The following is a 24,172-nucleotide window of genomic DNA, read 5'->3' on the forward strand; positions in this document are numbered from 1 at the left end:
GTTTAACTACGGATAAATTCGCATTGGACAATGCGTGTATTTACTTGGCAGCTTGCGATGTTTGCATTGGCGAGGTTTTTATTTCTTATTTGTTTTTGGCTCAATTCAAACTGGAGAAAACCTGGTGTTTAATCATCGGCTTTCACCACAACGGCGACGGCCTGCAGTGGTTGGATAGCCGGTAAGTTGGAATGTGTTCACGGTTCGCTCCCTGTTATTTTTATTAAAGCGATTGGGTACGGACTCTAACGGTTTTTAGGGGTGTCGGGTGTCAACGCCCCAACGAATTTCAACCTTATGAACGCTCAGTGTTTATGCGTCCGTTGAGCGATGATGTGACCATTCGGGGGGAGATTCAATGCGCTAAAACTGATTGATTAATCACGCTTTGAGATGGGTCAGCGCAGGAGCGGATTCTGACGCCAACGCTCAGTTGACCGTTGCACGCCAACAGCGAGCCGCCGAGCACAGGCTGCATTAAGAGGGCCGATCAGTGCCCGCTAATGGTGTCATGGGCTGGCGGCTAGTCTGAAAAATTGATCTTGAAGGTCTGCGATGCGCAATACCGCAATGCGCGGATGCCGGGGCTGCGGTTGCCTTGCAGTGTCGCCAGTGACAGGGTGCTTAACGACGCGTCCTCCAAAGCTATGTAGCGAATTCCGGGGTGGTTGTAGGCCTTTGTCAGCGACGATGGGAAGGTGTCAAAAGCCCCGGCATAAGCAACGGCTGATATGACTTCAGGTATGGTCCTGACCCTCGCTGCAATTTTACTGGGCTGGTTTCTGACATCCGCCAGGCTCCAGTATGAAATCAAGTCAGAAGGCGCACCTTCGTCTGGAATGGCGAAGGGTTTATCGAGCAGGTCAGCGACGCTTAAAACGTTAAGCGAGGCCAGTTCGTGCGTTGCGGGAACAACGGCGACCCGCTGCTCCTTGAAGAGCTCAACGTACTCGAGCCGCACATCGTGGGTCGGAATTCGCATCAAGACAACATCCACGGCCCCGCCCACCAGAGACTGCACCTGGTTGGTCATCTGCAGTTCTACGAATACCAAGCGAATGTCAGGGTTCAAGCGTTGAAAAAGCGCAAACATGGGATGGGTATATTCCGCGGCCTGATCTCCGAACATGCCAATTTTCAATACCGAGCGTTTGTTATCGGCCAGGGCTTTGCACTCAACGATAGAGTTATGCATGTCGGCCAGAATCAAGCGTGCTTTCTTAATGAAGATCTCGCCTGCTTCCGTCAGCGCCACTTTGCGATTCGCCCGTACGAAGAGGCGAAAGCCCAGTTCACTTTCCAGTTTGGCGATCTGTGCACTCAAGCCTGACTGCGCCATATTTTCAATTTCTGCAGCCTTCCCGAAATGAAGGGTTTCACCCAGCCTCACGGCCAGCAGTAGTTTCTTGGTATCCATGTCGTCGGGCCACGTAGAGGAGGTTGATGGTTATCAAGCAAGAAACGCACCTTGTGGCTTAGCACGTTGCTCAGGTAATCGGTGGCACCGGGAAAGAGGCTCAGCATGCGTATGGATACCCCCGCAAAGTCATGCGCCAAGCGATGACCGGTTTACCTTGCGCGGATCCATTTGATAAGGGGTGTATTGGTTAAATGTTACCGACGGAACTGAGTGCGGGAAAGTTTGTAACAACTACAGGTTTTAAAAAAGCGATGCACCGATGAGGTGCACAGCTTAATAGGGTGCGCGGGCGAGTTCGGTATCAGTTCGTAAACGAGTGGATATTTTCATTGGGCAATTTTCAGGATGATATTGGCTAATAAAGTGGATAGACACAGAGGGGCGGGTTATATCCAATAGCACGGTGGCTGTTCTTGTCATCTGTCAGTGCGCGCTACGTGTGTGAGCAGGCCGTGGTGTTTGATACTTGGCTGTAGAAGTTTCAGAAAAAAATAGTATATGAGGTCTGCGCTCAGGGGTGAATGCCGCAGGTATTAACTGAATAAAGCCTGGTCAGCTTTGTCGTGTTTCGGAAGTTGTTTTAAATGAACGTTCTGCCTCTAATAATAATTGGAAGTGCATCCATGCGCCCATACTCCATGCTTTGCTTATACACACTTGCTGCACTTGCCAGCACCGGCTCTCAGGTAGGTGCTTACGAGTTGTATTCTCGGGACGACACCCACCTTAGTGCCAATCTGGAAGCCGCATTCGGCGCTTTTCACAGCCAGCAACGTTACGCGCCCTCTGGCCGATTGGCGCAGGGATCGGCTTCCTGGCGTGAGGGCTACATTAAATATGGCCTGAGCGGCGATCAGGGCATCGGGGAAACAGGGGCGGCATATGGTGCGTTTGCCTTGCTCAGTTCCGGCACGTGGGGAGAGGGGGACGCAGCGGGTTTCAGCGACGGTTCTGAACGCACCACCCAGATCGAAGACGCCTACTTGGGGTGGCGTTCCGGTGCCCGGTTTGAGGCCCTTGGGGAAAACGGCGTTGACCTTTCTTTTGGCCGACAAAATATTGTGGTGGGCGACGGTTTCTTGATTCAGGGGGATGGTCTCAACTTGGGTCGAGGCACTAACGACGGTCAACTGAACCGCGGAGGGGCCTACTACCTGGCTGCACGCAAGGCGTTCGACAAAACGGCGGTGCTACGCATTGGCGGTCAAGAAGGTTGGCGTGGTGACTTGATGTGGCTCAAATCCGATAATCGGGCGCAGGCCGATACGCAGATGAACGTCGGTACGCTCGAACACGTGGCACAAGCCGGCACCGTCGGCCTGACCTATATTCACATTACCGATATCAGCAAGCAGTATGCCTCGCCGCTTCAACTTGAACGGGACGGAATGAAGACGTACAGCGTGCGCGCATCGGGCAATGCGGGCGTACATAACCTGTTCCTGTCGGGTGAGTACGCCAGCCAGCATAAACCCGACGCCTCAAATGAAAACGCGTGGTACATGGAGGCCGGCTGGACGTTCGCGAACACGCGGTGGGCACCGGGGGTCAGCTACCGTTACAGCCGATTTTCGCAAGGGTATGACACGCTGTTCTATGGTTTGAGCCGTGGTTACGGGACGTGGTTCCAGGGCGAAGTGGCGGGTAACTATGCTGGCCCTTTCAATAGCAATTCGCGCATCCAGAACGTGACGCTCAAAGCCTCTCCCCTGGAGAACCTGACGGTAGGCGCGTTGTATTTCCATTACGACACCCTTGATCGCCGCCTGGGCAATACCGATGGCCAGGAAGTCGACTTATATGCCGAGTGGCACGTTAATGAGAACCTGACGGTGATGCCGTTGGTGGGTTTCTACCGGCCCAGCAAAAGCGCAGAGCAGGGGGGGCTGCAGTTGGGCAACAACGAAACAAACGTGTACGCCCAGCTAGTGTTTGCGATGGGGTTCTGATTGCAACCCAGGGGGTTAGACGCTGGCCTGAGGCATTCAGTCGCGTGGCGAGTCCATTCGCCACGCGACTGAGAGGAAGCCGCGCAGGGGCGATATCAGCCTTCGCGCAACACCGTCAGGGGGCTGGCGTTCAAGGCGCGGCGTGTGCCAAACACACCGGCCCCTCCCACCATCAGGGCTCCCGCCACCGGCAGCAGCAACAGCCACGGGTGTGGCTGCCAAGGCAGGTCGAAGGCATAGCGATAGAGCACCAGGCTCACCAGTTCGGTGCCCAGCGCTGCAAGCAGGCCGCTGGTTGCGCCCAGCAGGCCGAACTCGATGCGCCGTACCTTGATCAGCAATTGCCGTTCGGCCCCCAGTGCGCGCAGCAGCGCACCTTGGCGAATGCGTTCGTCCAGGGTGGACTGCAAGCCGGAAAACAGCACGGCCATGCCGGCGGCCAATACAAACAACAACACGTATTCAACCGCGATCGTCACTTGCGCCAGAATGCTGCGCAACTGCCCCAACAAGGCTTCAATGGGCAAAATGGTGACAGCTGGGAAACTGCGTGACAGCTCGATGATTTCCTTGTCATGCCCCGGTGCCAGATAAAAGCTGGTGAGATAGGTGGCAGGCAAGTCCTGCAGGGTGCCCGGCTGGAAGATCATAAAGAAGTTCGGTTGGAAGTTGTCCCAGTTGATGCTGCGCAAACTGGTGACCCGGGCTTCACGGTTGACGCCGGCCACGGTAAATACCAGGTGATCGCCCAGTTTCAGTTTCAGGCTTTCGGCCACCTTGGCCTCGACCGACACGCCGGGTATGCCCTCGGCGGGCTGCTGCGTCCACCAAGTGCCCGCGGTTACTTCGTTGCCCGCAGGCAGGTCGGCGGCCCAGGTCAGGCTCAGATCGCGCTGGATGGCTCTGTCGCCGCTGGAGTCCTTGCTGACGATGTCTTGCACCGCTTCGCCATTGATACTGATCAAGCGCCCGGGTACCACCGGGTAGAGCGGTGCCGCCTGGGCCTGAAGTTCATGCAGGCGCGTGCCGAAGGTGTCTTTGTCGGCGGGCAGGATGTTCAGCGCGAAGTAGTTGGGCGCGTCTTTGGGCAACTGGTTTTGCCAAGTGTCCAGCAGTTCACCGCGCAACAGGGCAATCAAGGCCATGGAGAGCAGGATAAGGCCGAATGCCAGGGCTTGCCCGGCGGCCGCAAGCGGGTGTCGCAGCAGTTGGCCCAGCCCCAGACGCCATGGCAACGATGCGCCTGCCAATAGCCGACGCAGGCTTTGCAAGCCCAGCAGCAACAGGCCACCCAGCACCAGCGCGGCAACCACCCCGCCGCCGAGCAGGGCGAAGGTCAGAACCAGGTCCAGGCTCATGCGCCACATGATCAGCCCGAGAGCGAAGAGGGCAGCGCCGTACACGGTCCAGGTACTGGCCGGCACGGGCAGCATGTCGCGCCGCAAGACGCGCAACGGCGGCACGCGCCCCAAGGCGGCCAAGGGAGGCAGGGCAAACCCGGCCAAAGCGACCAGGCCGGTGCCCATGCCGGCAATGGCTGGCATCAAGCCACCGGCCGGTACATTGCTCGGCAGCAAGTCGTGCAGCAGTGCAAACAGCCCCATTTGCGCGAGCCAGCCGAGCAAGGCACCGGCCACACAGGCCAGAAGCCCGAGTACCGCCAGTTGCAGGGTAAACAGCCACAGCGTTTCCCGGCGTGACAGCCCCAGGCAACGCAGCAGGGCGCTGGCATCGAAGCGGCGGTTGGCGAACCGGGTGGCCGACAGTGCCACGGCCACACCTGACAGCAGCACGGCTACCAGGCTGGCCATGTTCAGGTAGCGTTCGGCTTTGCCCAGTGCGCCGCCGATCTGCTGGTTGCCATCACGGCCGTCCAGCAAGCGCTGGTTGACGTCCAGGCCTGGCTGGATCACATCCCGATAAGCCTGGAGTGCCGAAGGCTCCCCGCGCCACAGTTCGCGGAAATTGACGCGGCTGCCCGGCTGTACGATGCCGGTGGCTTGCAGGTCTTGCAGGTTAATCAGCACCCGTGGGGTGAAACTGTACAAATTGCCGGTACGGTCGGGTTCGTACGTCAGGATTCGGCCGATGTTGACGGTTTTCGAGCCCACGTCGATCTCGTCGCCCACTTTCAGGTCCAGTGCGGTCAATAGCCGCGACTCTACCCAGGCTTCGCCCGGCTTTGGCCCGCCGCCTGGCTGTTCTTCGGCGTAGGGTTGCGCAGTACTCTTGAGTTCACCGCGCAAGGGGTAGGCGTCGTCGGCCGCCTTGATGCTGGATAACTGAATGCCGTTATCGGTGGCGATCACACTGGAGAACTCTACGACGCGGGCATGTTGCAGGCCCAGTTCCCTGCCGACGCGCAGTTGTTCGTCGCGGGCTGGGGAACTGCCTTCAAGCACCAGGTCGGCCCCCAGGAACTCAGTGGCGCGCAGCACCATGGCACCGTTGAGGCGTGCACCGAAATAGCCGATGGCGGTGCTGGCCGCCACGGCAACCAGCAAAGCGAAGAACAGAACCCGCAACTCGCCGGCGCGGGCATCGCGCAGCAGTTGGCGGACGGCGAGGCTGAACAGACGTAACAGCGGCAGGCGTGCCATCAAGGCTCCAGCGGGCCGACCAAATGGCCAGCGTCAAGGCGGATCAGGCGCCGGCACCGATGGGCCAGGCGTTCGTCGTGGGTGACCAGTACCAGCGTGGTGCCACGCTCCTTGTTCAGTTCAAAGAGCAAGTCGGTGATGCGTTCACCCGTGTGGCTGTCGAGGTTGCCGGTAGGTTCGTCGGCAAACAGCACCGCCGGGTCGGCGGCAAATGCCCGGGCAATGGCCACACGTTGCTGCTCGCCCCCGGACAGTTGGCGCGGAGTGTGGCTCAGGCGTTGGCCCAGCCCCACGCGTTCCAGCAAGTGGCGGGCGTGTTCGCGGGCATCCTTGCGGCCGTCAAGTTCCAGCGGCAGCATGACGTTTTCCAGCGCGTTGAGGCTGTCCAGCAATTGGAACGACTGGAACACGAACCCGACGTGCTCGGCGCGTACGCGCGCGCGTTGGTCTTCATCGAGGGTGCTGAGGGCGTGTCCGGCCAGGGTCACCTCGCCCTCGCTGGGCAGGTCCAGCCCGGCCAGCAGACCCAAGAGGGTGGATTTGCCGGAACCCGAGGCACCGACGATCGCCAGGCTGTCGCCCTTGTTCAGTTCAAGACTTAAAGCGTGCAGGATGGTTAACTCGCCTTCCGCGCTGGGAACCACTTTGCTAAGGTTCTGCGCGGTGAGAATACGTTCGCCCATGGAGAATCCAATGCGTGTGTGGTTATTAAGTGCTGCTCTGGCCCTGATGTGTACGGCACAGACGGCAACGGCGGGAACAATTCTGATCGTTGGCGATAGTATCAGCGCGGCTTTCGGCCTGGATACCCGTCAGGGGTGGGTGACGTTGCTTGAGCAGCGGCTCAAGCAAGAGGGTTACAAGGATAAGGTGGTCAATGCCTCAATCAGCGGGGACACCAGTGCTGGCGGGCTCGCGCGGTTGCCTGCGCTGCTTGGCGAGCATAAACCTGAGGTGGTTGTACTGGAGCTGGGGGCCAATGATGGCTTGCGTGGCCAGTCGCCAGCGCAATTGAAACAAAATCTTGCAGCCATGATAGAGGCTTCCCAAAAGGCCGGGGCCAAAGTGCTGCTGCTGGGCATGCAACTGCCGCCCAATTATGGCGTGCGCTACACCCAGGCCTTTGCCGAGGTTTACAGTGAATTGGGCCGTGAAAAGCAAGTCGCGCGGGTGCCCTTCTTTATGGAAGGCGTGGGCGGCCAGCCCCAGTTAATGCAGGCAGATGGGCTGCATCCGGCCGCCAATGCCCAGGGAGTTTTGCTGGATAACATGTGGCCGGCGTTAAAACCTCTGCTTTGATGCTTTTCTAGTGGCAGTGTTTCGGCTAATGTGGCGCCCCCTCGATCTGGAGCCCCCGATGTCACGTCCTGCCTGGTCTTTATATGCCTATCAACTGATCGAGCCCGATGAGCAGCTCGATTTGTTCGCCTGCCAGGAGGTACGGGTGCATTTGGTGACGCGCCAACTGGAGCTGGGTGGCACGATTGATCGCACACTCTGCGGCTCTTTGTTGCCCGCGCAACCGCGCTGGTCAGATGTGACCCGCAAGGTGTTTCAAGACCATCGGTTGTGCCCGTTGTGCCGAGCAATTATCGAGTCGCAACGCCGTGGTACAGAACCGATCTGGCCTGAATTGCGCTTTGAACTATGATCCAACCTGTCTAACCGCTTAAGGCGAGGTACGCGGCCTCCTGGCTCATCAACCTGACGTGTACACTGCCCCCATTTTGTCCCCCGTTGATTATACGAAGGATGTTCCGGATGTTGTCGCGCCTACCTGCCGTCACCCGCTACCTGTCAGCTGCCGCACTGTGTGTTGCGGGGCCTGTTTCTGCGCTTGAGTTCCCATTACCGCCACCCGGCGAAGATGTGGTGGGCCAAGTGCAGGTCATCAAGGGCCAGTTCAAGGATACGTTTACCGATCTGGGTAGCCAGTACGAGTTGGGCTATTCGGAAATGGTTGCTGCCAACCCGGGGCTGGATGCCTGGTTGCCGGTCAAGAAAAATGCGGACGGTACAGAGATCGACACCGATATTGTGCTACCGACCCAGTTCATTCTGCCGCCGGGCAAGCGCGAAGGCATCGTGATCAACCTGGCCGAGTATCGGTTGTATTACTACCCGAAAGACCAAAACAAGGTGTACACCTTCCCGTTGGGGATTGGCCGCGAGGGGTGGGGCTCGCCGTTGGGCAACACGCGTATCACCGCGAAGACGCCTAACCCGACCTGGACGCCGCCCGCCTCGATCAAGGCCGAACACGCCTTGAACGGTGATCCGCTGCCGAATGTGGTGCCGGCCGGCCCTGATAACCCGCTGGGGCCTTTCAAGTTCACACTCGGGATGCCGGGTTACCTGATTCACGGTTCGAACGCGAAATTCGGTATTGGCACGGGCACCAGCCATGGGTGTTTCCGCATGTTGAACAAGAACGTGCTTGAAATGGCCAAAATGGTGCCGGTGGGCACACCGGTCAGAATCATCAACGAGCCTTACAAATTGGGTGTCAGTGGTGGCAAGGTCTTCGTTGAGGTGCATGAACCTTTGAACGTCAAGGACGGTTCGCTGATTGCCAAGAGCGACAAATCGCACCTGACCGATCAAGAAAAGCAAGACAAGTACGCATTGTTTATCAACTTCCTGCTCAAGCATCCCGACCTGGAAAGCCTCATTCAGATCGACAAGGATGAAGCGTTCCCTGTCGTGGTGGCCGAGACGGGAATCCCTGCACCCATCGGTATTGCCCATACAGTGGCACCTCAGGCGCAGTCCTTGGACTACGTGCAGTAAGTAAACGGTCCAAAAGCCGCCGCGGTTAATCACCCCGGCGGTTTTTTTTGACCGGCGGAATGAATAATGAGCAGGCAATAAAAAAGCCGGCCCATTGGATGGGCCGGCTTTCGGTAACAATCCCGAAGGACTATTACTTGCGGCTTGCTTTTTCAAGCATGCGCAGAGCACGTTCGTTTGCTTCATCAGCAGTCTGTTGTGCTTTTTGAGCAGCAGCCAGCGCTTCGTCAGCTTTACGGTAGGCTTCGTCAGCACGAGCCTGGGAACGTGCTGCTGCATCTTCAGTTGCAGTCAGACGGGCTTCAGTTTCTTTAGATACGCTGCTGCAACCGGTAGCCAGAACTGCGGCCAATGCCAGAGCAGAGAATTTCAGAACGTTGTTCATCGTGTTCCCCTTCAAGGACTTTCTAATTAAAGCTGCTCCTTCAGAGTGAGGAAACAGCCGGCGTACATACTACCCATTACTTGTAGTAAGTAAACTGACCTAGCGCAAGATCGAAAAAAAATAATTGGCGAGTAATGCCAATAGGCTAGTTTTAACTGTTTGTGTATGAAAAACAGGCAGTTTTGCGTGTCGAGGGCAAGGTCAATAATGCATCGGCACGTGACTTGATACGCAGCGGTACGTCATAAGGTCTACCCCGACAAAAAATGAACCCGGGTTGCAGGGCCGAAGGCACTGCCGGTAGTGGCGAAGTAGTTCCCACGGCTGGAAAACAACAGTAATGTAGAGGTCCAGGTTCAAGACCCGCTAAGGAGCAATGATGAGCGAGGCGTTGTCCATCCATCATGACCAGACAGCTCACCAGTTTGAAATCACTGTTGACGGTCATCGTGCCTATTTGACCTACATGGATCTGGGTAAGCAGACTCTGGATATCTATCGCACATTTGTTCCCAATGCCTTGCGTGGCCGCGGGATTGCGGCGGCATTGACCGAGCAGGCGCTCGATTACGCCGATAAAATGGGCTATCAGGTGATTCCTTCGTGCTCTTATGTCGAGTGCTACATGGAACGCCATCAGCGGGCCTCCGCTAAAATCTGAGCGTAGCCCCGCGAAAAAAAACGCCGGCCTGCCGGCGTTTTTTTTGGCTGTGATCCAGGCTCTGATGGTCTATCAGGTGCTCAAGCGCACGGTGACGGGGCTGGTGGGCCGTGTGCAACACAGCAAGATGTCGCCATGGGCCGGTGGCTCCAGCGGCTCCTCTAGGTACTCCACGGTGCCGGCTTGCAGCGGCACCTGACAGGTGTTGCACAGGCCCGCTCGGCAGTTGTAGGCGGGTGCCAGGCCCGCTTGCTCCGCCAGTTCCAGCAATGAGTGGCAGTTTTTATCCCACGCCACCCGCACGCCGGAAGGCAAAAAGCACACCTCCAGCCCACCTTCCTCTCGCGTCGGCACAGGCTGGGCAAGGGGATGTGCGGCGGTTTCGTCCCCTTCCAAAACCGTGGCCGGGCCAAAGAATTCGTAGTGGATGCGTTCCCGCGCAATACCCAGGCTGCGTAGCAAGCGCCAGTTGGCTTGCATAAAAGCCCTCGGGCCGCACAGGTATACGTCGTAGTCGTCCAGAGGCAGTAACCGTTGCAGGGTTTGCTGGCTGATCAAGCCTTGGCTGTGGTAGCGCCCGTGGTCATCGGGGCCTGGGTTGCGGTAGCAGAAATGCACCGCGATACCGGGTCGAGCATCGGCCAGTGCCTGCGCTGCTTCGCGAAACGCATGCACGGCACCGTTCTCACAGGCATGGATAAAGTGCACAGGTCGGTTCGACTGACGACTCAGGTGCTGCAGCATGCTGAACATGGGCGTTATACCCACGCCCCCGCTCAGCAGCAGCACCGGCCGTGGGCTGACCTCATCCAGTACAAAGGTGCCGGACGGGCCAGCTATTTCCAGTACGTCGCCCACATTGATCGCGTCGTGCAGGTGGTTGGAGCCGAGCCCGGCGGGCAGGTGGGGTAAATCGAAGGGCGCAGGTTCGCGCTTGACCGAAATCCTTACTTGGCACGGGTCATCGGGAGCGGCACTGAAGCTGTAGTTACGCAGCAGTGTTGCCCCGTCTGCGAGGGCCAGACGTACCGTCAGAAATTGCCCGGGTCGGAATGCCAGGCGGCTGGAGCCATCAGCCGGTGCCAAGGTAAACGAGGTGATGATTGCGCTCTCCGGTTGCCTGGCGACCACCCGCCAGGCACCGAACCCCTGAGTGCTTGTGCTCATTTCAGGCCTCCACGGCAGTCGGTTGCGCGGGAACCAGCGGGATCAGCGTGTCGGCATTTTCCAGCGCAATCAGTTTGGCCAGGTTGCGCCGAAAGCGCAGCGGGCCCGAGTCTGACGCCAGGTCAATGTTGGGCGTGCGCTTGTGCGTCATGCCCTGGTGCACGGCGCTCAGCACCACGCGATCCTCGGCGAAGGCGTGGCGCACATCTTCGTCAAACTGGCGGGAAACGTCTTCGTTGTCTTGATCGAAGTTGCGCACCTGGAACCAGTAGTAGCGCGTGGTGGATTCATCAATGGGCGTCATGAAGTTGTAGGAGTTCATTAAAAACACCTGCTCATGTTGCTCGCCGTCATCCGAACCAGTGCCCGCCGGGGTGAAAATCGCCTTGATAATGGCCTGCGCCGGGTAGTGCACCTCGTAGTGCTGCTTACGGTCGCAGTGGCCGCTGAACTTCACAAATTTGGCGTAGAACGGTGCCACCTCGACGTCACGCATCCAGCGCGACACAATCACACCGGCGTCGGTGACCGTGGTTTGCAATGGCTCCTGGGCGCAGGCCGCATTGCCGAAGGAAGACTGGTGTACCCACGCCACGTGAGACGGGTCCAGCAGGTTATCGGTCATGTACAGGTAGTTGCAGGGGATGAGCATGCTGTCGCCACGGTTGAGCCCCCAAGCCGGATCGCCCCATTCAGGTACCTGGCAGATTTTGTCGGGGTCGGCCAAGGCGGCATCGCCCATCCAGATCCAGATTAAGCCGTAGCGCACTTCCAACGGGTAACTGCGCACACGTGCGCCTTGCGGCACGCGGCTGCTGCCCGGAGCGCGGACACAACTGCCCGAGCAATCGAAGGTCAGCCCGTGGTAACCACATTCAATCGTATCGCCCACGCGGCGGCCCAGTGACAGGGGCAACTTGCGGTGTGGGCACGCATCCTCCAGCGCTACCGGGGTGCCCTCTTCTTTGCGGTACAGCACCACGGCTTCATTGAGTAATTTGACCGCCAGCAATTGCTCGCCCAATTCGGTTTCACTGGCGGCGACGTACCACGCATTACGCATAAACATGGGGACTCTCCTTATTATTCTGGGTGCCTCGGCGGGCGATGACTGATCACGAACCCAGCATAAAAGGCGGCAGACTCGTAAGGATAGAGGCCTAAAACTGTTGAATGATTTAGCTGTACTAAAGTGTTGGCGGTGAGCAAAAAAAGGCTGCAACGCGTTCAAGGCCGTCTAAAACGGCCTTGATGCGGTGCAGCTATTGCCCCTGCGTTTAGCTTATGACGCGCTTAAGGCGGCCAGCGCGCGGTCCCAGATTTGCCGGGTACGCACTGCGACCAATTCCTGCCAGTCGCTGTCGGCCGGGAAGAACTGTTCCAGCAATTGCAGCTTGATCTGGCGGGCCTCAGGGCTATACAGGTCACCGTACAGGTGCAGCCATTGGTCATCGCGCAACACGCTATGAATCTGCGGGCCGGGGTAGGTGCCGCACTCGATCACAAAGGGCATCAATTGCACATGCGGTAAGGCATTGATGATCGCTTGCGAGGTGTAACCGGTGGCGGTGGCCGCGACCCCGGTGTCACTCTGGCTGTCGGCCCCGGTGATCAAGGTGAACAGCCACGGGCCGAACAGCGCCTGAGCCGCGTCCAGCGCGGGGTAGGCCGCCTGGGCGATAGTCATCAGCATCGGGTGGCCATAATCCCCGGCCCCGGTGTGCAGGTCGAAACACATGACCCGCTCGGCCTGCCCGAGGTGGTCTGCGAGAATGCGATGCAGCGTGCGGTTCGACCAGCTGGCGGCCTGCCCGCCGTAAAACAGGCCGTCGGGGTGGCGATACTGGCCGGCTTCGACAATCGACATCACCGCTGACCAACCCTCGCGCTGTACCCGCTCATTGAGCACGGCGTCGGCGTGGTCGCGGTGTGGGCCGCGCAACTGGTCGCAGGTGTACACCCCGTGCAGTGCCTCGTAGGCGGTGTTGTCCGGTGGCGTGTGGTTGAAGTCCAGGTAGTTGCGGTTCAGGTCGATATTGTCTTCATTGACGCGGCGCATCCAGGCCGTGCCCCACGGGTTGATCAGGTGGATCATCAACACCGCGACGTCATCAGGCAGGTGCCGGGTGTCCAGCGTCTGTAACCACTGGCATTGGCTGTGCGAACCATAAAACCCTTCCACCCCGTGGGTACCGCTCAAGGACACCAGCACGCGTTTGGCCTCGGGGTTGCCGATGAGCGCCACATCGGTACTCAGCGGGTCATCAAAGGGGCCGCGAAACGGGTGTGGGTAGGTGAACAGGCGGGCACCGGCGGCATCGGCGGCGGCCACAAACTGCTCGCGCTGGCGGGTAAAACTGCGGTGCGATGGAAAACCTTCGCTCATGCTGTGCTCCTGTGGCAGTCGGGGAATGTGGGCGGCGGTCATTTCAAGCGACCGGACAGAAACTGCGTCAACCGTTCACTTTTCGGGTTGACCAGCACGTCCCCCGGCGCGCCTTGTTCTTCAACGCGGCCTTGATGCAGAAACATCACATGGTTAGAGACGTTGCGCGCAAACCCCATCTCGTGGGTCACCACCACCATCGTGCGGCCCTCTTCGGCCAGGGCTTGCATCACTTTCAGCACTTCCCCCACCAACTCCGGGTCCAGGGCCGAGGTCGGTTCGTCAAACAACATCACTTCCGGCTCCATGGCCAGCGCACGGGCGATAGCCACCCGTTGCTGCTGGCCACCTGACAGGTGCGACGGGTATTTGCTTTCGACGTTGGCCGCCAGCCCGACCTTGTTGAGGTACTGGCGGGCGCGCTCTTCGGCCACTTTGCGCTTGATACCCAGCACATGCACCGGCGCTTCAACGATGTTTTCCAGCACGGTCATGTGTTGCCACAGATTGAAGTGCTGAAACACCATCGCCAATTTGGTGCGTATTTTTTGCAGTTGTCGCGGGTCGGCCACGCACAGTGCGCCATTAAGGTCTTTGCGGGTGCGGATCTGTTCATCGTTGACCGCGATGCTGCCGGCGCAAGGCTGCTCCAGAAAGTTGATGCAGCGCAGGAAGGTGCTTTTGCCCGAGCCGCTGGACCCAATAATACTGATGACGTCGCCCGCTTTGGCCTTGAGGGAAACGCCCTTGAGCACTTCGTGGTCGCCGTATTTTTTGTGCAGCTCATCGACGCTGAGTTTGTACATGTTCAGTGATCTCCAGGTGAGTGCCGGGTTAGCGGGATTGAGGTTTCATGAAGGCCAGCCAGTGGTCTTCGCAACGGCGGAACACCCAGACCAGAATAAAGACCATCACCGCGTACAGAACGGCGGCCAGGCCGAAGGCTTCAAACGAGGAGTAGGTGGCCGAGTTCACATCCCGGGCCACTTTCAGCAGGTCGGGCACCGTGGCGGTGAACGCAAGGGTGGTGGAGTGCAGCATCAGGATCACTTCATTGCTGTAGAACGGCAGCGAGCGGCGCAGCGCTGAAGGCAAAATAATGCGCCGGTACAACGTGAACTCGGACATGCCATAAGCCCGGCCCGCCTCGATCTCGCCATACGGGGTTGCGCGGATGGCCCCTGCAAACACTTCAGTGGTGTAAGCGCAGGTGTTCAGCGCGAAGGCCAGTAACGTGCAGTTGATGCCCTCGCGAAAGAACGCATCCAGCGTGGGTTGATCGCGCACGATCTGCAGGCTGTAGATGCCGGTGTAAAGAATCAGCAACTGGATGTACAAGGGCGTGCCGCGGAACACGTAGGTGTAAAACCAGACCGGCAGGCGCAGCAGCGGGTTGCGTGACACCCGTGCGACGGCCAGTGGTACTGACAAGATGCCACCGATGGCGATGGACGCCACCAGCAACCACAACGTCATGGCCACGCCCGAGAGCTGGTAGCCGTCAAACCACAGGTACGACTGCCAGTATTGCTCAATAATCTCGTTCACAGCTGCGCTCCTCTGACGCCCACTGAATAACGCCGCTCCAGCCACAGCAGTGCACCGTTGGACACGGTGGTGAGGGCCAGGTAAATCAGGCCGCCGATGACGCTGAAGAAAAACAGGTCCATCGAGTTTTTGCCCGCATCCTGAGTGACTTTGACGATATCGATCAAACCAATGATCGACACCAGCGCCGTGGCCTTGAGCACCACCTGCCAGTTGTTGCCGATGCCTGGCAGCGCGAAGCGCATCATTTGTGGGAACAGCACACGTATAAACACTTGGCGCCGGTTCATGCCGTAGGCCGCGGCCGCTTCAAGCTGGCCTGCCGGGACGGCCTGAAAGGCACCGCGAAACGTTTCGGTGAAATACGCGCCGTAAATAAAGCCCAGGGTAATAACCCCGGCGGCGAAGGGGTTGATGTCGATTTGTTCGGCTTGCAGCCACTCGGTGAAGTTGTTGAGCCAGATTTGCAGGCTGAAAAACAGCAGCAGCATGATCACCAGGTCGGGCACGCTGCGGATCAGCGTGGTGTAGCCAGCGGCCAGGTGACGCAGCACGGGGTACCTGGAAAGTTTGGCGGATGCGCCGATCAGGCCCAGCGAGACGGCCAGCAGCATCGACAATAGCGCCAGCTGAATGGTGGTCAGCGTGCCTTCGACAATCAATGAACCATAGCCCTGTAAAAACATGTTCTGTCGCTCCATTGGCAACGTCGGCTCACAGGCCGGTTGCGCGAAAGTGAACTGCCAGGCTCCGGATTACCCGCCCATGGGTAATCCGGAACCGTTCAGACGCGGGGCTCAGTTATAAATGTCGAAGGTGAAGTACTTTTTCTGCAGCGTGTCGTAGGTGCCGTCCTTGTGCATGGCGGCCAACGCGCGGTTGATGGCTTCGCGCAGTTGCGGTTCGTTCTTGCGCAGACCAATGGCGATACCTTCGCCCAACAGTTCGGTGTTGATAACGGCATCACCGGCGAATTCGAACCCGGTATTTTTGGAGGTTTGCAAGAAGCCGATATCTGCCACAGCCGCGTCGGTCAGGCTGGCGTCGATCCGCCCGCTGACCAGGTCGGGGTACAGCAGGTCCTGGTTGGGGTAGGTGACCATGATCACGCCCTGGGGTGCCCAGATGGCCTTGACGTAGGCTTCTTGCGTGGTGCCTTGAGCCACACCGACGCGTTTGCCTTTGAGTGACTCGGCCGTGGGCAGCAAGCCGCTGCCCTTTTTGGCGATCAAACGGTTCGGGGAGTTGTAGAGACGGTCCGAGAAGTCGACGTTCTTTTTACGCTGTTCGTTGATGGTCATGGCGGACAACACGGCATCGAATTTCTTCGCTCGCAAGGCCGGGATGCTGCTGTCGAAAGGTGTTTCGACCCACACGCACTTGACCTTCAACTCGGCACAAATGGCATTGCCCAGATCAATGTCAAAGCCCACCAGTTCACCCTCTGCGTTTTTCGATTCGAAGGGGGCGAAGGTCGGGTCGACGCCGAAACGAATCACGCTCAGGTCTTTGGCCAGGACGCCAGTTGAAGCCAGTGCTAACACGGTTGCGAGGACAAATTTTTTCATTGTAGTTTTTCCTTTGTCTTACAGATTTAGCGTTGGGGTCGCTCGGCAGGTCTTTTTACTGATGACATGACCTGTATATACAGGTAGAGCAAGATACAGGCCAATTCAGTGATGTGACGTGCTAGAGCGGTTGCGGTGCAAGGTGCCTATCAGCAAACAGTGGGTATCGTTACGCGCAGTTACATTTTGTGTGAGGTGTTTCCTCATCTTTTAGGTGGATGTTTTGAACAGGATACGAGGCTTTTACTATACGAACAGATGATCAAAACTGTAAGTTTCTATAGCTGAGCTAAAGTATCAGCGCATTAATCCCTTTCTGGAGAGGCTGATGAACCCTTTGCCTTCCCTGCGTGCCTTGCAGGTTTTTGAAGCCGTTGGACGCTTCGGCGGCATTGTCGAGGCGGCACGACGCCTCGGGATCTCGGCCGGGGCCGTGAGCCAGCAGATGAAGCTGCTGGAGGACACGCTAGGGTTGAGCTTGACTCACAAGGTGGGCAAACGCATTCGCTTGACCGTGGCGGGCCAGCGTTATCACGAAAGTTGTGCGGCGGCGTTTGAGAGTTTGCGCATTGCTCAGACCGAGGTCGAGCGTTCGAAAAACGCCAGCAACTTGCGCATCAGTGCCTTGCCATCGCTACTCTCGGAGTGGCTGGCCCCGCATGTGTACGCGTGGCAGAGCGAGCACCCCACACTCAATGTATTTCTGGACGGCAGCCATGCCGAGCCTTCGCCGGAAGGCTACGACATCGATTTTCGTTTTACCTACGGTGACTACGTGTCGGCAGACAATGCCATTGAGTTGTTTCGGGATTGCGTAGTGGCGGTGTGCAGCCCGCAATTGGTGCACGCCGAGGCTCCTTTGCACCATCCGCAGGACTTGATGGCGTACCCGCTGCTGTCGATTGACTGGTTGCCCAAGTTCGCTTCGCCGCCGTCCTGGCGAGACTGGTTCAAGTCCCAAGGGGTGGACTGCGAAGGCGTGCGCGATGGTTATCGGGTGTATTCGCTGTCCGCCATGGCGATCCAGGCTGCGTTGGCCGGGCAGGGTGTGGTGCTGGCGCAATATTCCATGGTGGCTGATGCGTTGGCAGAAGGGCGGTTGTTGATGCCGTTCAGCCATGCTCTGGCCATGCCGTCACCGTATTTTCTGGTGGGGGCCAAGGGGGCCTTTGACAAGGCGCACTGCCGCGATTTTCACCGCTGGATGGTGGCGCGAGGGCGGGAGCAGGGCGTGGCGAGCCAGCGTTTGCTGGAGCGTGACGCAGGGTAGGCGCGACCTTGAACGGTCGCGCCCACTGCCGGGTTAGCCGCGTTGACGCTTGGGCAACACATCCTTGAGCTTGGCATGCATGCTGCGCAGGGTGTTTTCAGTGCTGGTCCAGTCGATGCAGGCATCGGTGATCGACACACCATATTGCAAGTCGGCGAGGTCTTTGGGGATCGCCTGGCAACCCCAGTTCAGGTGACTTTCAACCATCAGGCCGATAATCGACTGGTTGCCTTCGAGGATCTGGTTGGCGACGTTTTCCATCACCAGCGGTTGCAGGGCCGGGTCCTTGTTGGAGTTGGCATGGCTGCAGTCGACCATGATGTTCGGGCTGATCTTGGCCTTGTTCAGCGCTTGTTCGCACAGCGCTACGCTGACCGAATCATAGTTCGGCTTGCCGTTGCCGCCGCGCAATACCACGTGGCCGTAGGCGTTGCCCTTGGTGGTGACGATCGATACGCCGCCCTGCTGGTTGATCCCCAGGAAACGATGCGGGCTGGAAACCGATTGCAGCGCGTTGATGGCAACGGTCAAACCGCCATCTGTGCCGTTTTTGAAACCCACCGCCGATGACAGGCCGGAGGCCATTTCGCGGTGAGTCTGCGACTCGGTGGTGCGAGCGCCAATGGCCGACCAACTGATCAGGTCCTGCAGGTACTGCGGGGAAATCGGATCGAGGGCTTCGGTGGCGGTCGGCAGGCCTTTTTCAGCCAGGTCCAAGAGCAATTGGCGACCGATATGCAAGCCGTCTTCGATCTTGAACGAGTCGTCCAGGTACGGGTCGTTGATCAGGCCTTTCCAGCCCACCGTGGTACGTGGCTTTTCGAAATAGACGCGCATGACCAGGTACAAGGTGTCGCTGACTTCAGCGGCGAGTACCTTAAGGCGCTCGGCGTATTCGTGGGCCGCCTTGATATCGTGGATCGAGCACGGCCCGATGACAACGAAAAGCCGATGGTCTTTGCCATCCAGGATATTGCGAATCACCTCACGCCCTTTGGTCACCGTCTGCAGTGCGGTCTCGCTGAGCGGGATCTCGCGTTTGAGGCGTTCAGGTGTGATCAGGGTTTCGTTGGAGGCAACGTTTAGGTCGTCGATCGGTAAATCAGCCATCGTGTTACTCGTCAGGTCACGGGTGCCGGCCGCCAGCGATCCCCGTGCGGCGGAACACAGCTTGATTGAGCGCATCGGGGAGCCGAACCTTAACGCGTTAACTGGCCCGTCGACAATGGGCACACACCGCTTTAATCCACAACGGGCTGCGCGTACGTGCGGTCCAGAGTGGCTTGCGAAAACTCGGCAGCGTGGTGGTTGATCCATTCCAGCGCCAGGGTTTCAGTGTTTTCGGGTGTCGGGCCGACATTTCGCTGGAGGCGGCAATAGTGTTCGATCTGGCAGACCTGCTCACCCATGCGGGCACCAAACAGCGTTTGATCGTCGGTAAACGCGACGCCGACACGATAGCCGTCGGGTTGTTTCTCACACCAGGCAATGTAGCCCGGGTAGCGCGCGTTTTCGCCGAGGGTCGGCATGCTCATGTCCACCGCCATGCCGCGTCGCCAGCGCTTGTCGCTGTGGCATGCCACGCCGCCCAAGCTGATAGAGTGCAGCTTGCTACGCGAGAGAGAGGGGTGTTTTCGGGAAGTGATCTCGACAGGAACATCATCTGGGTGAGGTAAAAAACGACCCATGTATGCACACTCCGGGTGCCATTATTTTGAAATTGTTTTCATGAGTATAGTGACTGAAATGCAATTGACTGACTTTGATGCTGATCAGCGCCTTTTAGGGTTCGCGGGCACCTCGCTGGTGGTGTTCACCAGTGTGGGCTGTTCGGCGTGTCGTACGGCGCGCCATAGGCTCCCCCAGATGGAACTGCCGATTGACCGTGTGTGCTGGATCGATGCCGGTGACAACGGCGGGCTGGTCGAGCGCTACGGGATCTTTCATCTGCCCGCTTTATATGTCGTGCATGACGGTGCCTTTTACGGCGAGCTCAAGTCGCGCTTGAGCGAAGGCGACCTGGCGCATCATATAAGGCTTGCGTTGCTGCGCGAGCCGGACGAACTACCGTAACCCTGCTGTTCAACCACTGTCCTGATACCTTCGGAGGCAACATGAGCAAAGGCTTGAAGGGCAAATTGGTACTGGCCATCTCGTCTCGGGCGCTGTTCGATTTGAGCGAGAGCCATCAGGTGTACCTGGCGCACGGCATTGAGGCCTACCGGCAGTACCAGATTGAGCATGAAGATGAAGTGCTGGAGCCTGGCGATGCGTTTGCGCTGGTCAAAAAACTTCTCAGTTTCAATGCCAGCCTGGGCCGTGAGCGGGTCGAAGTGGTGTTGGTGTCGCGTAATAGCGCGGACACGGGGCTGCGAGTGTTTAACTCCATTCAGCATTACGGGCTCAACATCTCCCGTGCGGCGTTTTCCGGCGGGCGAAACCCTCACCCGTACCTGAATGCGTTTGGCTGCGACCTGTTTTTATCGACCCATGCCGAGGATGTGCGCAGTGCGCTGGCGGCCGGGTTTGCCGCCGCCACGATTTTGTCGGGCGGGGCGCGGCGTGCAGAAAGCACCGAATTGCGCATTGCATTCGACGGGGACGCCGTGCTGTTTTCGGACGATTCCGAGCGTGTTTATCAAGAAGGCGGCCTTGAGGCCTTTCAATCGCTTGAGCGTGAAGCGGCGCGTAACCCCTTGCGTGGCGGGCCGTTCAAGGGGTTTTTAGAGGCGTTGAACCTACTGCAGCGCGAGTTCGCGGACGACGCCTGCCCGATTCGAACCGCGCTGGTCACTGCCCGTTCGGCTCCGGCCCATGAACGGGTTATCCGCACGTTGCGCGACTGGGACATTCGCCTGGACGAGTCGTTGTTTCTCGGCGGGCTGGACAAATCGGCGTTTCTGGAAGCCTTCGCGGCCGACGTGTTCTTTGATGACCAGGCGGGCCATTGTGAAAGGGCCCGGCAAGTGGTTGCGACCGGTCATGTCCCTCACGGCATCAGCAATGAACCTCGTGCCACGACACCCGAATAACGCGGTATGCCTGTCATCATGTGGCCCGTCGAGAGTGGTTGGGCGCTGCTAAGCTAACTCCATCTCGGCCATTCTGGCAGTCGGGGGAGGTTGCATGATTCGCTCGATACTGTACGCCACAGACCTTGGGGTTTACGCGCCGATTGTGATGCAGCACGCGCTGGGGCTGGCCCGCAGCTTCAGTGCCGACCTGTATGTGGTGCACGCGGTTGAGCCCATGGGGTTGTTCGCGGAGTCTGTGTTGCAAAGCTATCTTGATGAGCAGGCGTTAAGCGAGTTTATAGAACAAGGCATGACGACCATGCTGGCGAATATCGAACTGCGTGTACTGGAAACCCTTCGCGACGAGCTGGCCGGTTGTGAACAGGACCTGGCCTTGATTCGCTCAGTCACCGTGGTTCAAGGCGAGCCCGCGCAGGTCATTCTGGACCAGTTGAGCCGGCTGCCCGTGGATTTGCTGGTGCTTGGCAGTCACGGTCAGCAGGGCAGTGACCTGGCTCCTCTGGGGCGAACGGCCGCACGGCTTGTTGGGCAAGTGGCGGTGCCGGTGTATTTGGTGCCACTGACGCAGCGTCGACGTCGAACTGCTGTGTAGGAGAAGTCATCAAAAACGATAAAAAGTTCTAGATTTCTTGTTCGCACCTTCCATATAGTTATATACCGCCGCCGACACCCTTGGCGTCAACCTGCTTTGAGGGATGCATATGAAGCTTCAACAACTGCGCTACATCTGGGAAGTGGCGCACCACGACCTCAACGTGTCGGCCACCGCACAGAGCCTGTACACCTCTCAGCCAGGTATCAGCAAACAGATCCGTCTGCTGGAAGACGAGTTGGGCGTTGAGGTGTTTGCGCGCAGTGGTAAGCACCTGACCCGCGTTACGCCCGCCGGCGAGCGCATAATCACCACCGCCGGGGAAATTCTGCGCAAGGTCGAAAGCATCAAGCAGATCGCCCAAGAGTTTTCCAACGAGAAAAAAGGCACCCTGTCGATTGCCACGACGCATACGCAGGCGCGCTATGCCTTGCCACCGGTGATCAGCAACTTCATCAAGCAATACCCGGATGTCGCCTTGCACATGCACCAGGGCTCGCCGATGCAAATCGCCGAGATGGCTGCTGATGGTACGGTTGATTTTGCCATTGCCACCGAAGCGCTTGAGCTGTTTGGTGACCTGGTGATGATGCCGTGCTATCGCTGGAACCGGTGTGTGGTTGTGCCCCAGGGCCACCCTTTGGCCAAGTTGGGCAAGTTGACGCTTGAAGCGCTGGCTGAGTATCCGATTGTGACCTATGTGTTCGGTTTTACCGGCCGCTCCAAGCTCGATGAAGCGTTCAGCCATCGCGGCCTGACCCCCAAAGTCGTGTTTACCGCTGCCGATGCTGACGTGATTAAAACCTATGTGCGCCTGGGCCTGGGCGTTGGCATCGTGGCTAAAATGGCTGTCGACACGGCTCTGGACAAGGATCTGGTGGTGCTGGATGCCAGCGAACTGTTTGAGTCCAGCATCACTAAAATCGGTTTCCGTCGTGGCACCTTCCTGCGCGGGTTTATGTGCGACTTTATTGAAAAGTTTGCACCGCACCTGACCCGTGAAGTCATGGCCAAGGCCATTCAGTGCCATAACAAACAGGAACTTGAAGACCTCTTTGAGGGTGTTGAACTGCCGGTTCACTAAGCCCCGACTGCGGTACCTGGCCCGCCTGTCCCTCAGGCGGGCTGATATTCGCGGGTGTTACCCCACTAATGCAGTGTTGCCCCGTCACTCCTTGAAGATAGCCGCGTGATTGACCCTGGCGCAGCCATCACGGCTGTCCCTCACCGACTTCAAGGACCCTGCCATGAGCGAGCGCGCTACCGAATTTTCTACCCTGACTCCCGCCTTAAGCCCCGCCTTTATCAGCGCCGATGATGCGGCGGTGTACGCCCATGAGCTGATTGTCGCGATCAAGAATGGAATCGTGTATGGCGGTTTTATTCTCAGCAAAAACCATCAGTTCTTTGCCACGCTGCCGCAAGCGGGTGCGCTGCACAGTTTCGATCCTGCCCAAGTCTTGTCGCTGTCGCCTGAGGGGAATTTCCTGCCGATGGCCGGGTATGTGATTGAAGGCATGTACCATTCCAACACGTCGCTGTACCGCGTGCCTTGGGCTGTTCATGAAGAGAGTGAGTTGCAGGACAACTTTTTCTCGATTCAGGATCTGAATATGGCGATGCGCTACCGTGATAATTACCCGCGTTTTTACCTCTCGTGCCCCGATAAATGTGTGCTGAGCTACATCGCCAGCGGTACCGATTTTGAGCGCGCGCTTTGGCCTTTGTTCACGCGTACACGGCCGCATTATCCAGGCACGCTTGAGCGGGCTTATGACTTGGGTTCTCTGATGCCCAGCCATTTGGTGGGCCTGATGGCGGTGGTGGGGCAGTTGTATGTGGTGCTGCCGGGCGGGCACTGGGCCCGGCGCTCCAGGTTGGGTGTCAACTGGGCAACGGACCAGCAGAACTCACAACTGCCCATTGATCGCCAGCCGGTCAGCGGGCCGCTGTGCAGCACGTTGAGGGAGGCAGTGTCAGGGGCTCAGCAGCAGATGCTCAAGCGCAAGGATCTCCAGCAAGCGGGTTACATCCTGGTACAGGAAAACACAGGGGAATACGTCTGCACCCGTCCTCTGCAGGTGGCTTTTCTAGAGTTTGATCGCAGCCGTGTGTTCCCCAAAAATGCCAGCGGCGTACCCGCTTTGCCGACAGGCTGCCGTGTGGTTGGCGTCTATCAGTCGGGGGATGAACACGACAGTGAGCTGCCGGATGCCTTGAATGAAGTCTTTGGCGACTTTTTTTCGCCAGGCAACCTGTTCGTCAACCTGTTGCTGGCGCGTGCCACACCTGGCTGCGAGATTTATTTTTGCACTCGACGGGGCGGTTTGCTGCGTTACAACAGTGAGCAATCCGAGGCGCAATCCACGTTGCTGGCAGAGCTGACCACTGTCAATGGTGTTGCCAGTGAGTTGGAATCACAGTTGTTGGCCGCCGAACTCAGTGCTCGGGATTATGTGCGTCGCGTGGCGGCGGCGGGTCAGCTTGAGGTCATCATTGCCGATGGGGTCTGGACACAGGTGGGGCCGGTCGACCAGACGTGGGAGCCATTTGCGGCGGTGACAAACGCTGGGGAGACCCTCAATGATCAGGCCCAAGCACTGCATTGGGCATGATAATGGCTGGAGTGCCTTAGGGGGGCGGATGCCGTTTGGACGAAAACCGGGCGTGTGACTTCGCAATGGCAGCCGGGCGCAACGGTGGGCTAGTATGAACAGACGCTCTGGGCTGAGCGGGGCTATGTAGATGGCGATAATGTGCTTCATTTATTAGCAAAAGTTACGGTGCCCCTGAATTGTTAT

At 58.3% G+C, this 24,172-nt stretch carries 24 protein-coding genes; 11 read left to right on the top strand and 13 right to left on the bottom strand.

Translation table 11 applies throughout. The features are described from left to right. Window positions 1–523 precede the first annotated feature (523 nt). Window positions 524–1,417, bottom strand: a complete 894-nt coding sequence (locus tag Q1W15_RS07250) for a LysR family transcriptional regulator (protein ID WP_300725559.1) — start codon at window positions 1,415–1,417, stop codon at window positions 524–526. 626 nt (window positions 1,418–2,043) lie between these two features. Here Q1W15_RS07250 and Q1W15_RS07255 point away from each other — a divergent pair. Then, the gene (locus Q1W15_RS07255; protein ID WP_300725561.1) at window positions 2,044–3,369 is read left to right on the top strand and encodes a hypothetical protein; all 1,326 of its coding nucleotides are present in this window, start codon (window positions 2,044–2,046) and stop codon (window positions 3,367–3,369) included. A 95-nt stretch (window positions 3,370–3,464) separates the two neighbouring features. Here the strand turns inward: Q1W15_RS07255 and Q1W15_RS07260 are convergent, their stop codons facing one another. Together Q1W15_RS07260 and Q1W15_RS07265 are read right to left on the bottom strand one after the other, a co-directional pair. Continuing rightward, window positions 3,465–5,969, bottom strand: coding sequence for an ABC transporter permease (locus Q1W15_RS07260; protein WP_300725563.1), 2,505 nt, complete (start codon window positions 5,967–5,969; stop codon window positions 3,465–3,467). Further along, the gene (locus tag Q1W15_RS07265) at window positions 5,969–6,652 is read right to left on the bottom strand and encodes an ABC transporter ATP-binding protein (RefSeq protein ID WP_300725565.1); all 684 of its coding nucleotides are present in this window, start codon (window positions 6,650–6,652) and stop codon (window positions 5,969–5,971) included. Before Q1W15_RS07265 ends, Q1W15_RS07260 begins: the two co-directional genes overlap by 1 nt. 10 nt (window positions 6,653–6,662) lie before the next feature. Here Q1W15_RS07265 and Q1W15_RS07270 point away from each other — a divergent pair, with 10 nt between their 5' ends. From Q1W15_RS07270 to Q1W15_RS07280, 3 genes are all read left to right on the top strand, one after another. After that, window positions 6,663–7,268, top strand: a complete 606-nt coding sequence (locus tag Q1W15_RS07270) for an arylesterase (protein ID WP_300725567.1) — start codon at window positions 6,663–6,665, stop codon at window positions 7,266–7,268. 58 nt (window positions 7,269–7,326) lie between these two features. Further along, window positions 7,327–7,620, top strand: coding sequence for a hypothetical protein (locus Q1W15_RS07275; RefSeq protein WP_003446817.1), 294 nt, complete (start codon window positions 7,327–7,329; stop codon window positions 7,618–7,620). Window positions 7,621–7,730: 110 nt separating this feature from the next. Further along, the gene (locus Q1W15_RS07280) at window positions 7,731–8,759 is read left to right on the top strand and encodes a L,D-transpeptidase family protein (protein WP_300725570.1); all 1,029 of its coding nucleotides are present in this window, start codon (window positions 7,731–7,733) and stop codon (window positions 8,757–8,759) included. 133 nt (window positions 8,760–8,892) lie between these two features. Here the strand turns inward: Q1W15_RS07280 and oprI are convergent, their stop codons facing one another. Next, window positions 8,893–9,144 carry an outer membrane lipoprotei OprI gene (oprI, locus tag Q1W15_RS07285; protein ID WP_003172710.1) on the bottom strand — a complete coding sequence of 84 codons (252 nt, stop codon included), beginning with the start codon at window positions 9,142–9,144 and terminating at the stop codon, window positions 8,893–8,895. Between the two features lie 379 nt (window positions 9,145–9,523). On the opposite strand from oprI, the gene Q1W15_RS07290 reads away from it, so the two are divergent. Further along, window positions 9,524–9,805, top strand: a complete 282-nt coding sequence (locus Q1W15_RS07290; RefSeq protein WP_300725572.1) for a GNAT family N-acetyltransferase — start codon at window positions 9,524–9,526, stop codon at window positions 9,803–9,805. Window positions 9,806–9,877: 72 nt separating this feature from the next. Here Q1W15_RS07290 and Q1W15_RS07295 read toward each other — a convergent pair whose 3' ends face one another. The 7 genes from Q1W15_RS07295 to Q1W15_RS07325 all read right to left on the bottom strand — a co-directional run bounded on the left by Q1W15_RS07295 (window position 9,878) and on the right by Q1W15_RS07325 (window position 16,474). Further along, window positions 9,878–10,972 (bottom strand): FAD-binding oxidoreductase, encoded by a 1,095-nt coding sequence (locus Q1W15_RS07295; RefSeq protein ID WP_300725574.1) that lies wholly within the window; start codon window positions 10,970–10,972, stop codon window positions 9,878–9,880. A 1-nt stretch (window position 10,973) separates the two neighbouring features. After that, window positions 10,974–12,041 (bottom strand): aromatic ring-hydroxylating dioxygenase subunit alpha, encoded by a 1,068-nt coding sequence (locus tag Q1W15_RS07300; protein WP_300725576.1) that lies wholly within the window; start codon window positions 12,039–12,041, stop codon window positions 10,974–10,976. Between the two features lie 213 nt (window positions 12,042–12,254). Continuing rightward, window positions 12,255–13,358 (bottom strand): DUF2817 domain-containing protein, encoded by a 1,104-nt coding sequence (locus Q1W15_RS07305; protein WP_300725578.1) that lies wholly within the window; start codon window positions 13,356–13,358, stop codon window positions 12,255–12,257. Window positions 13,359–13,396: 38 nt separating this feature from the next. Beyond that, window positions 13,397–14,164 carry an ABC transporter ATP-binding protein gene (locus Q1W15_RS07310; RefSeq protein WP_300725580.1) on the bottom strand — a complete coding sequence of 256 codons (768 nt, stop codon included), beginning with the start codon at window positions 14,162–14,164 and terminating at the stop codon, window positions 13,397–13,399. Between the two features lie 28 nt (window positions 14,165–14,192). Next, on the bottom strand, window positions 14,193–14,906 hold the full coding sequence (locus Q1W15_RS07315; protein WP_300725582.1) for an ABC transporter permease: 714 nt from the start codon (window positions 14,904–14,906) through the stop codon (window positions 14,193–14,195). Continuing rightward, window positions 14,903–15,592 carry an ABC transporter permease gene (locus Q1W15_RS07320; protein WP_300725584.1) on the bottom strand — a complete coding sequence of 230 codons (690 nt, stop codon included), beginning with the start codon at window positions 15,590–15,592 and terminating at the stop codon, window positions 14,903–14,905. The genes Q1W15_RS07315 and Q1W15_RS07320 overlap by 4 nt, the downstream gene beginning before the upstream one ends. 111 nt (window positions 15,593–15,703) lie before the next feature. Then, entirely contained in the window at window positions 15,704–16,474 is a 771-nt protein-coding gene (locus Q1W15_RS07325) for an ABC transporter substrate-binding protein (RefSeq protein ID WP_300725587.1), read from the bottom strand. Between the two features lie 328 nt (window positions 16,475–16,802). Between Q1W15_RS07325 and Q1W15_RS07330 the strand changes: the two genes are divergently transcribed. Continuing rightward, the gene (locus Q1W15_RS07330) at window positions 16,803–17,744 is read left to right on the top strand and encodes a LysR substrate-binding domain-containing protein (protein WP_300725590.1); all 942 of its coding nucleotides are present in this window, start codon (window positions 16,803–16,805) and stop codon (window positions 17,742–17,744) included. Between the two features lie 33 nt (window positions 17,745–17,777). Here the strand turns inward: Q1W15_RS07330 and Q1W15_RS07335 are convergent, their stop codons facing one another. Both Q1W15_RS07335 and Q1W15_RS07340 read right to left on the bottom strand, forming a co-directional pair. Continuing rightward, window positions 17,778–18,854 (bottom strand): 3-deoxy-7-phosphoheptulonate synthase, encoded by a 1,077-nt coding sequence (locus Q1W15_RS07335; protein ID WP_300725593.1) that lies wholly within the window; start codon window positions 18,852–18,854, stop codon window positions 17,778–17,780. Between the two features lie 131 nt (window positions 18,855–18,985). Beyond that, window positions 18,986–19,432 (bottom strand): PilZ domain-containing protein, encoded by a 447-nt coding sequence (locus Q1W15_RS07340; protein ID WP_300725596.1) that lies wholly within the window; start codon window positions 19,430–19,432, stop codon window positions 18,986–18,988. On the opposite strand from Q1W15_RS07340, the gene Q1W15_RS07345 reads away from it, so the two are divergent. The 5 genes from Q1W15_RS07345 (at window position 19,431) to Q1W15_RS07365 (ending at window position 23,986) form a co-directional block, all read left to right on the top strand. After that, the gene (locus Q1W15_RS07345; protein ID WP_300725599.1) at window positions 19,431–19,817 is read left to right on the top strand and encodes a thioredoxin; all 387 of its coding nucleotides are present in this window, start codon (window positions 19,431–19,433) and stop codon (window positions 19,815–19,817) included. The genes Q1W15_RS07340 and Q1W15_RS07345 overlap by 2 nt on opposite strands. A gap of 41 nt (window positions 19,818–19,858) precedes the next feature. After that, window positions 19,859–20,776: a 5'-nucleotidase gene (locus tag Q1W15_RS07350; protein WP_300725602.1), complete on the top strand. Its 918-nt coding sequence runs from the start codon at window positions 19,859–19,861 to the stop codon at window positions 20,774–20,776. Between the two features lie 94 nt (window positions 20,777–20,870). Then, window positions 20,871–21,371, top strand: coding sequence for a universal stress protein (locus tag Q1W15_RS07355; RefSeq protein WP_300725605.1), 501 nt, complete (start codon window positions 20,871–20,873; stop codon window positions 21,369–21,371). Between the two features lie 109 nt (window positions 21,372–21,480). After that, window positions 21,481–22,455, top strand: a complete 975-nt coding sequence (cysB, locus tag Q1W15_RS07360; RefSeq protein WP_300725608.1) for an HTH-type transcriptional regulator CysB — start codon at window positions 21,481–21,483, stop codon at window positions 22,453–22,455. 163 nt (window positions 22,456–22,618) lie between these two features. Next, complete coding sequence (locus tag Q1W15_RS07365) at window positions 22,619–23,986, top strand: hypothetical protein (RefSeq protein ID WP_300725611.1); 1,368 nt, start codon at window positions 22,619–22,621, stop codon at window positions 23,984–23,986. The last annotated feature ends 186 nt before the right edge of the window (window positions 23,987–24,172 follow it).

Origin of the sequence: Pseudomonas sp. (genome assembly GCF_030150285.1) — a bacterium.
Classification (GTDB): Bacteria; Pseudomonadota; Gammaproteobacteria; order Pseudomonadales; family Pseudomonadaceae; genus Aquipseudomonas.

Bases quoted from the DNA above. Each gene is read 5' to 3' on its own strand.
- Q1W15_RS07265 (WP_300725565.1), bottom strand. From the start codon at position 6,652: ATGGGCGAACGTATTCTCACCGCGCAGAACCTTAGCAAAGTGGTTCCC.
- Q1W15_RS07340 (WP_300725596.1), bottom strand. From the start codon at position 19,432: ATGGGTCGTTTTTTACCTCACCCAGATGATGTTCCTGTCGAGATCACT.
- Q1W15_RS07250 (WP_300725559.1), bottom strand. From the start codon at position 1,417: ATGGATACCAAGAAACTACTGCTGGCCGTGAGGCTGGGTGAAACCCTT.
- Q1W15_RS07290 (WP_300725572.1), top strand. From the start codon at position 9,524: ATGAGCGAGGCGTTGTCCATCCATCATGACCAGACAGCTCACCAGTTT.
- Q1W15_RS07280 (WP_300725570.1), top strand. From the start codon at position 7,731: ATGTTGTCGCGCCTACCTGCCGTCACCCGCTACCTGTCAGCTGCCGCA.
- Q1W15_RS07335 (WP_300725593.1), bottom strand. From the start codon at position 18,854: ATGGCTGATTTACCGATCGACGACCTAAACGTTGCCTCCAACGAAACC.
- Q1W15_RS07345 (WP_300725599.1), top strand. From the start codon at position 19,431: ATGTATGCACACTCCGGGTGCCATTATTTTGAAATTGTTTTCATGAGT.
- oprI (WP_003172710.1), bottom strand. From the start codon at position 9,144: ATGAACAACGTTCTGAAATTCTCTGCTCTGGCATTGGCCGCAGTTCTG.
- Q1W15_RS07255 (WP_300725561.1), top strand. From the start codon at position 2,044: ATGCGCCCATACTCCATGCTTTGCTTATACACACTTGCTGCACTTGCC.
- Q1W15_RS07295 (WP_300725574.1), bottom strand. From the start codon at position 10,972: ATGAGCACAAGCACTCAGGGGTTCGGTGCCTGGCGGGTGGTCGCCAGG.
- Q1W15_RS07365 (WP_300725611.1), top strand. From the start codon at position 22,619: ATGAGCGAGCGCGCTACCGAATTTTCTACCCTGACTCCCGCCTTAAGC.
- Q1W15_RS07305 (WP_300725578.1), bottom strand. From the start codon at position 13,358: ATGAGCGAAGGTTTTCCATCGCACCGCAGTTTTACCCGCCAGCGCGAG.
- Q1W15_RS07350 (WP_300725602.1), top strand. From the start codon at position 19,859: ATGAGCAAAGGCTTGAAGGGCAAATTGGTACTGGCCATCTCGTCTCGG.
- Q1W15_RS07270 (WP_300725567.1), top strand. From the start codon at position 6,663: ATGCGTGTGTGGTTATTAAGTGCTGCTCTGGCCCTGATGTGTACGGCA.
- Q1W15_RS07355 (WP_300725605.1), top strand. From the start codon at position 20,871: ATGATTCGCTCGATACTGTACGCCACAGACCTTGGGGTTTACGCGCCG.
- Q1W15_RS07320 (WP_300725584.1), bottom strand. From the start codon at position 15,592: ATGTTTTTACAGGGCTATGGTTCATTGATTGTCGAAGGCACGCTGACC.
- Q1W15_RS07310 (WP_300725580.1), bottom strand. From the start codon at position 14,164: ATGTACAAACTCAGCGTCGATGAGCTGCACAAAAAATACGGCGACCAC.
- Q1W15_RS07325 (WP_300725587.1), bottom strand. From the start codon at position 16,474: ATGAAAAAATTTGTCCTCGCAACCGTGTTAGCACTGGCTTCAACTGGC.
- Q1W15_RS07275 (WP_003446817.1), top strand. From the start codon at position 7,327: ATGTCACGTCCTGCCTGGTCTTTATATGCCTATCAACTGATCGAGCCC.
- Q1W15_RS07300 (WP_300725576.1), bottom strand. From the start codon at position 12,041: ATGTTTATGCGTAATGCGTGGTACGTCGCCGCCAGTGAAACCGAATTG.
- Q1W15_RS07330 (WP_300725590.1), top strand. From the start codon at position 16,803: ATGAACCCTTTGCCTTCCCTGCGTGCCTTGCAGGTTTTTGAAGCCGTT.
- Q1W15_RS07260 (WP_300725563.1), bottom strand. From the start codon at position 5,969: ATGGCACGCCTGCCGCTGTTACGTCTGTTCAGCCTCGCCGTCCGCCAA.
- cysB (WP_300725608.1), top strand. From the start codon at position 21,481: ATGAAGCTTCAACAACTGCGCTACATCTGGGAAGTGGCGCACCACGAC.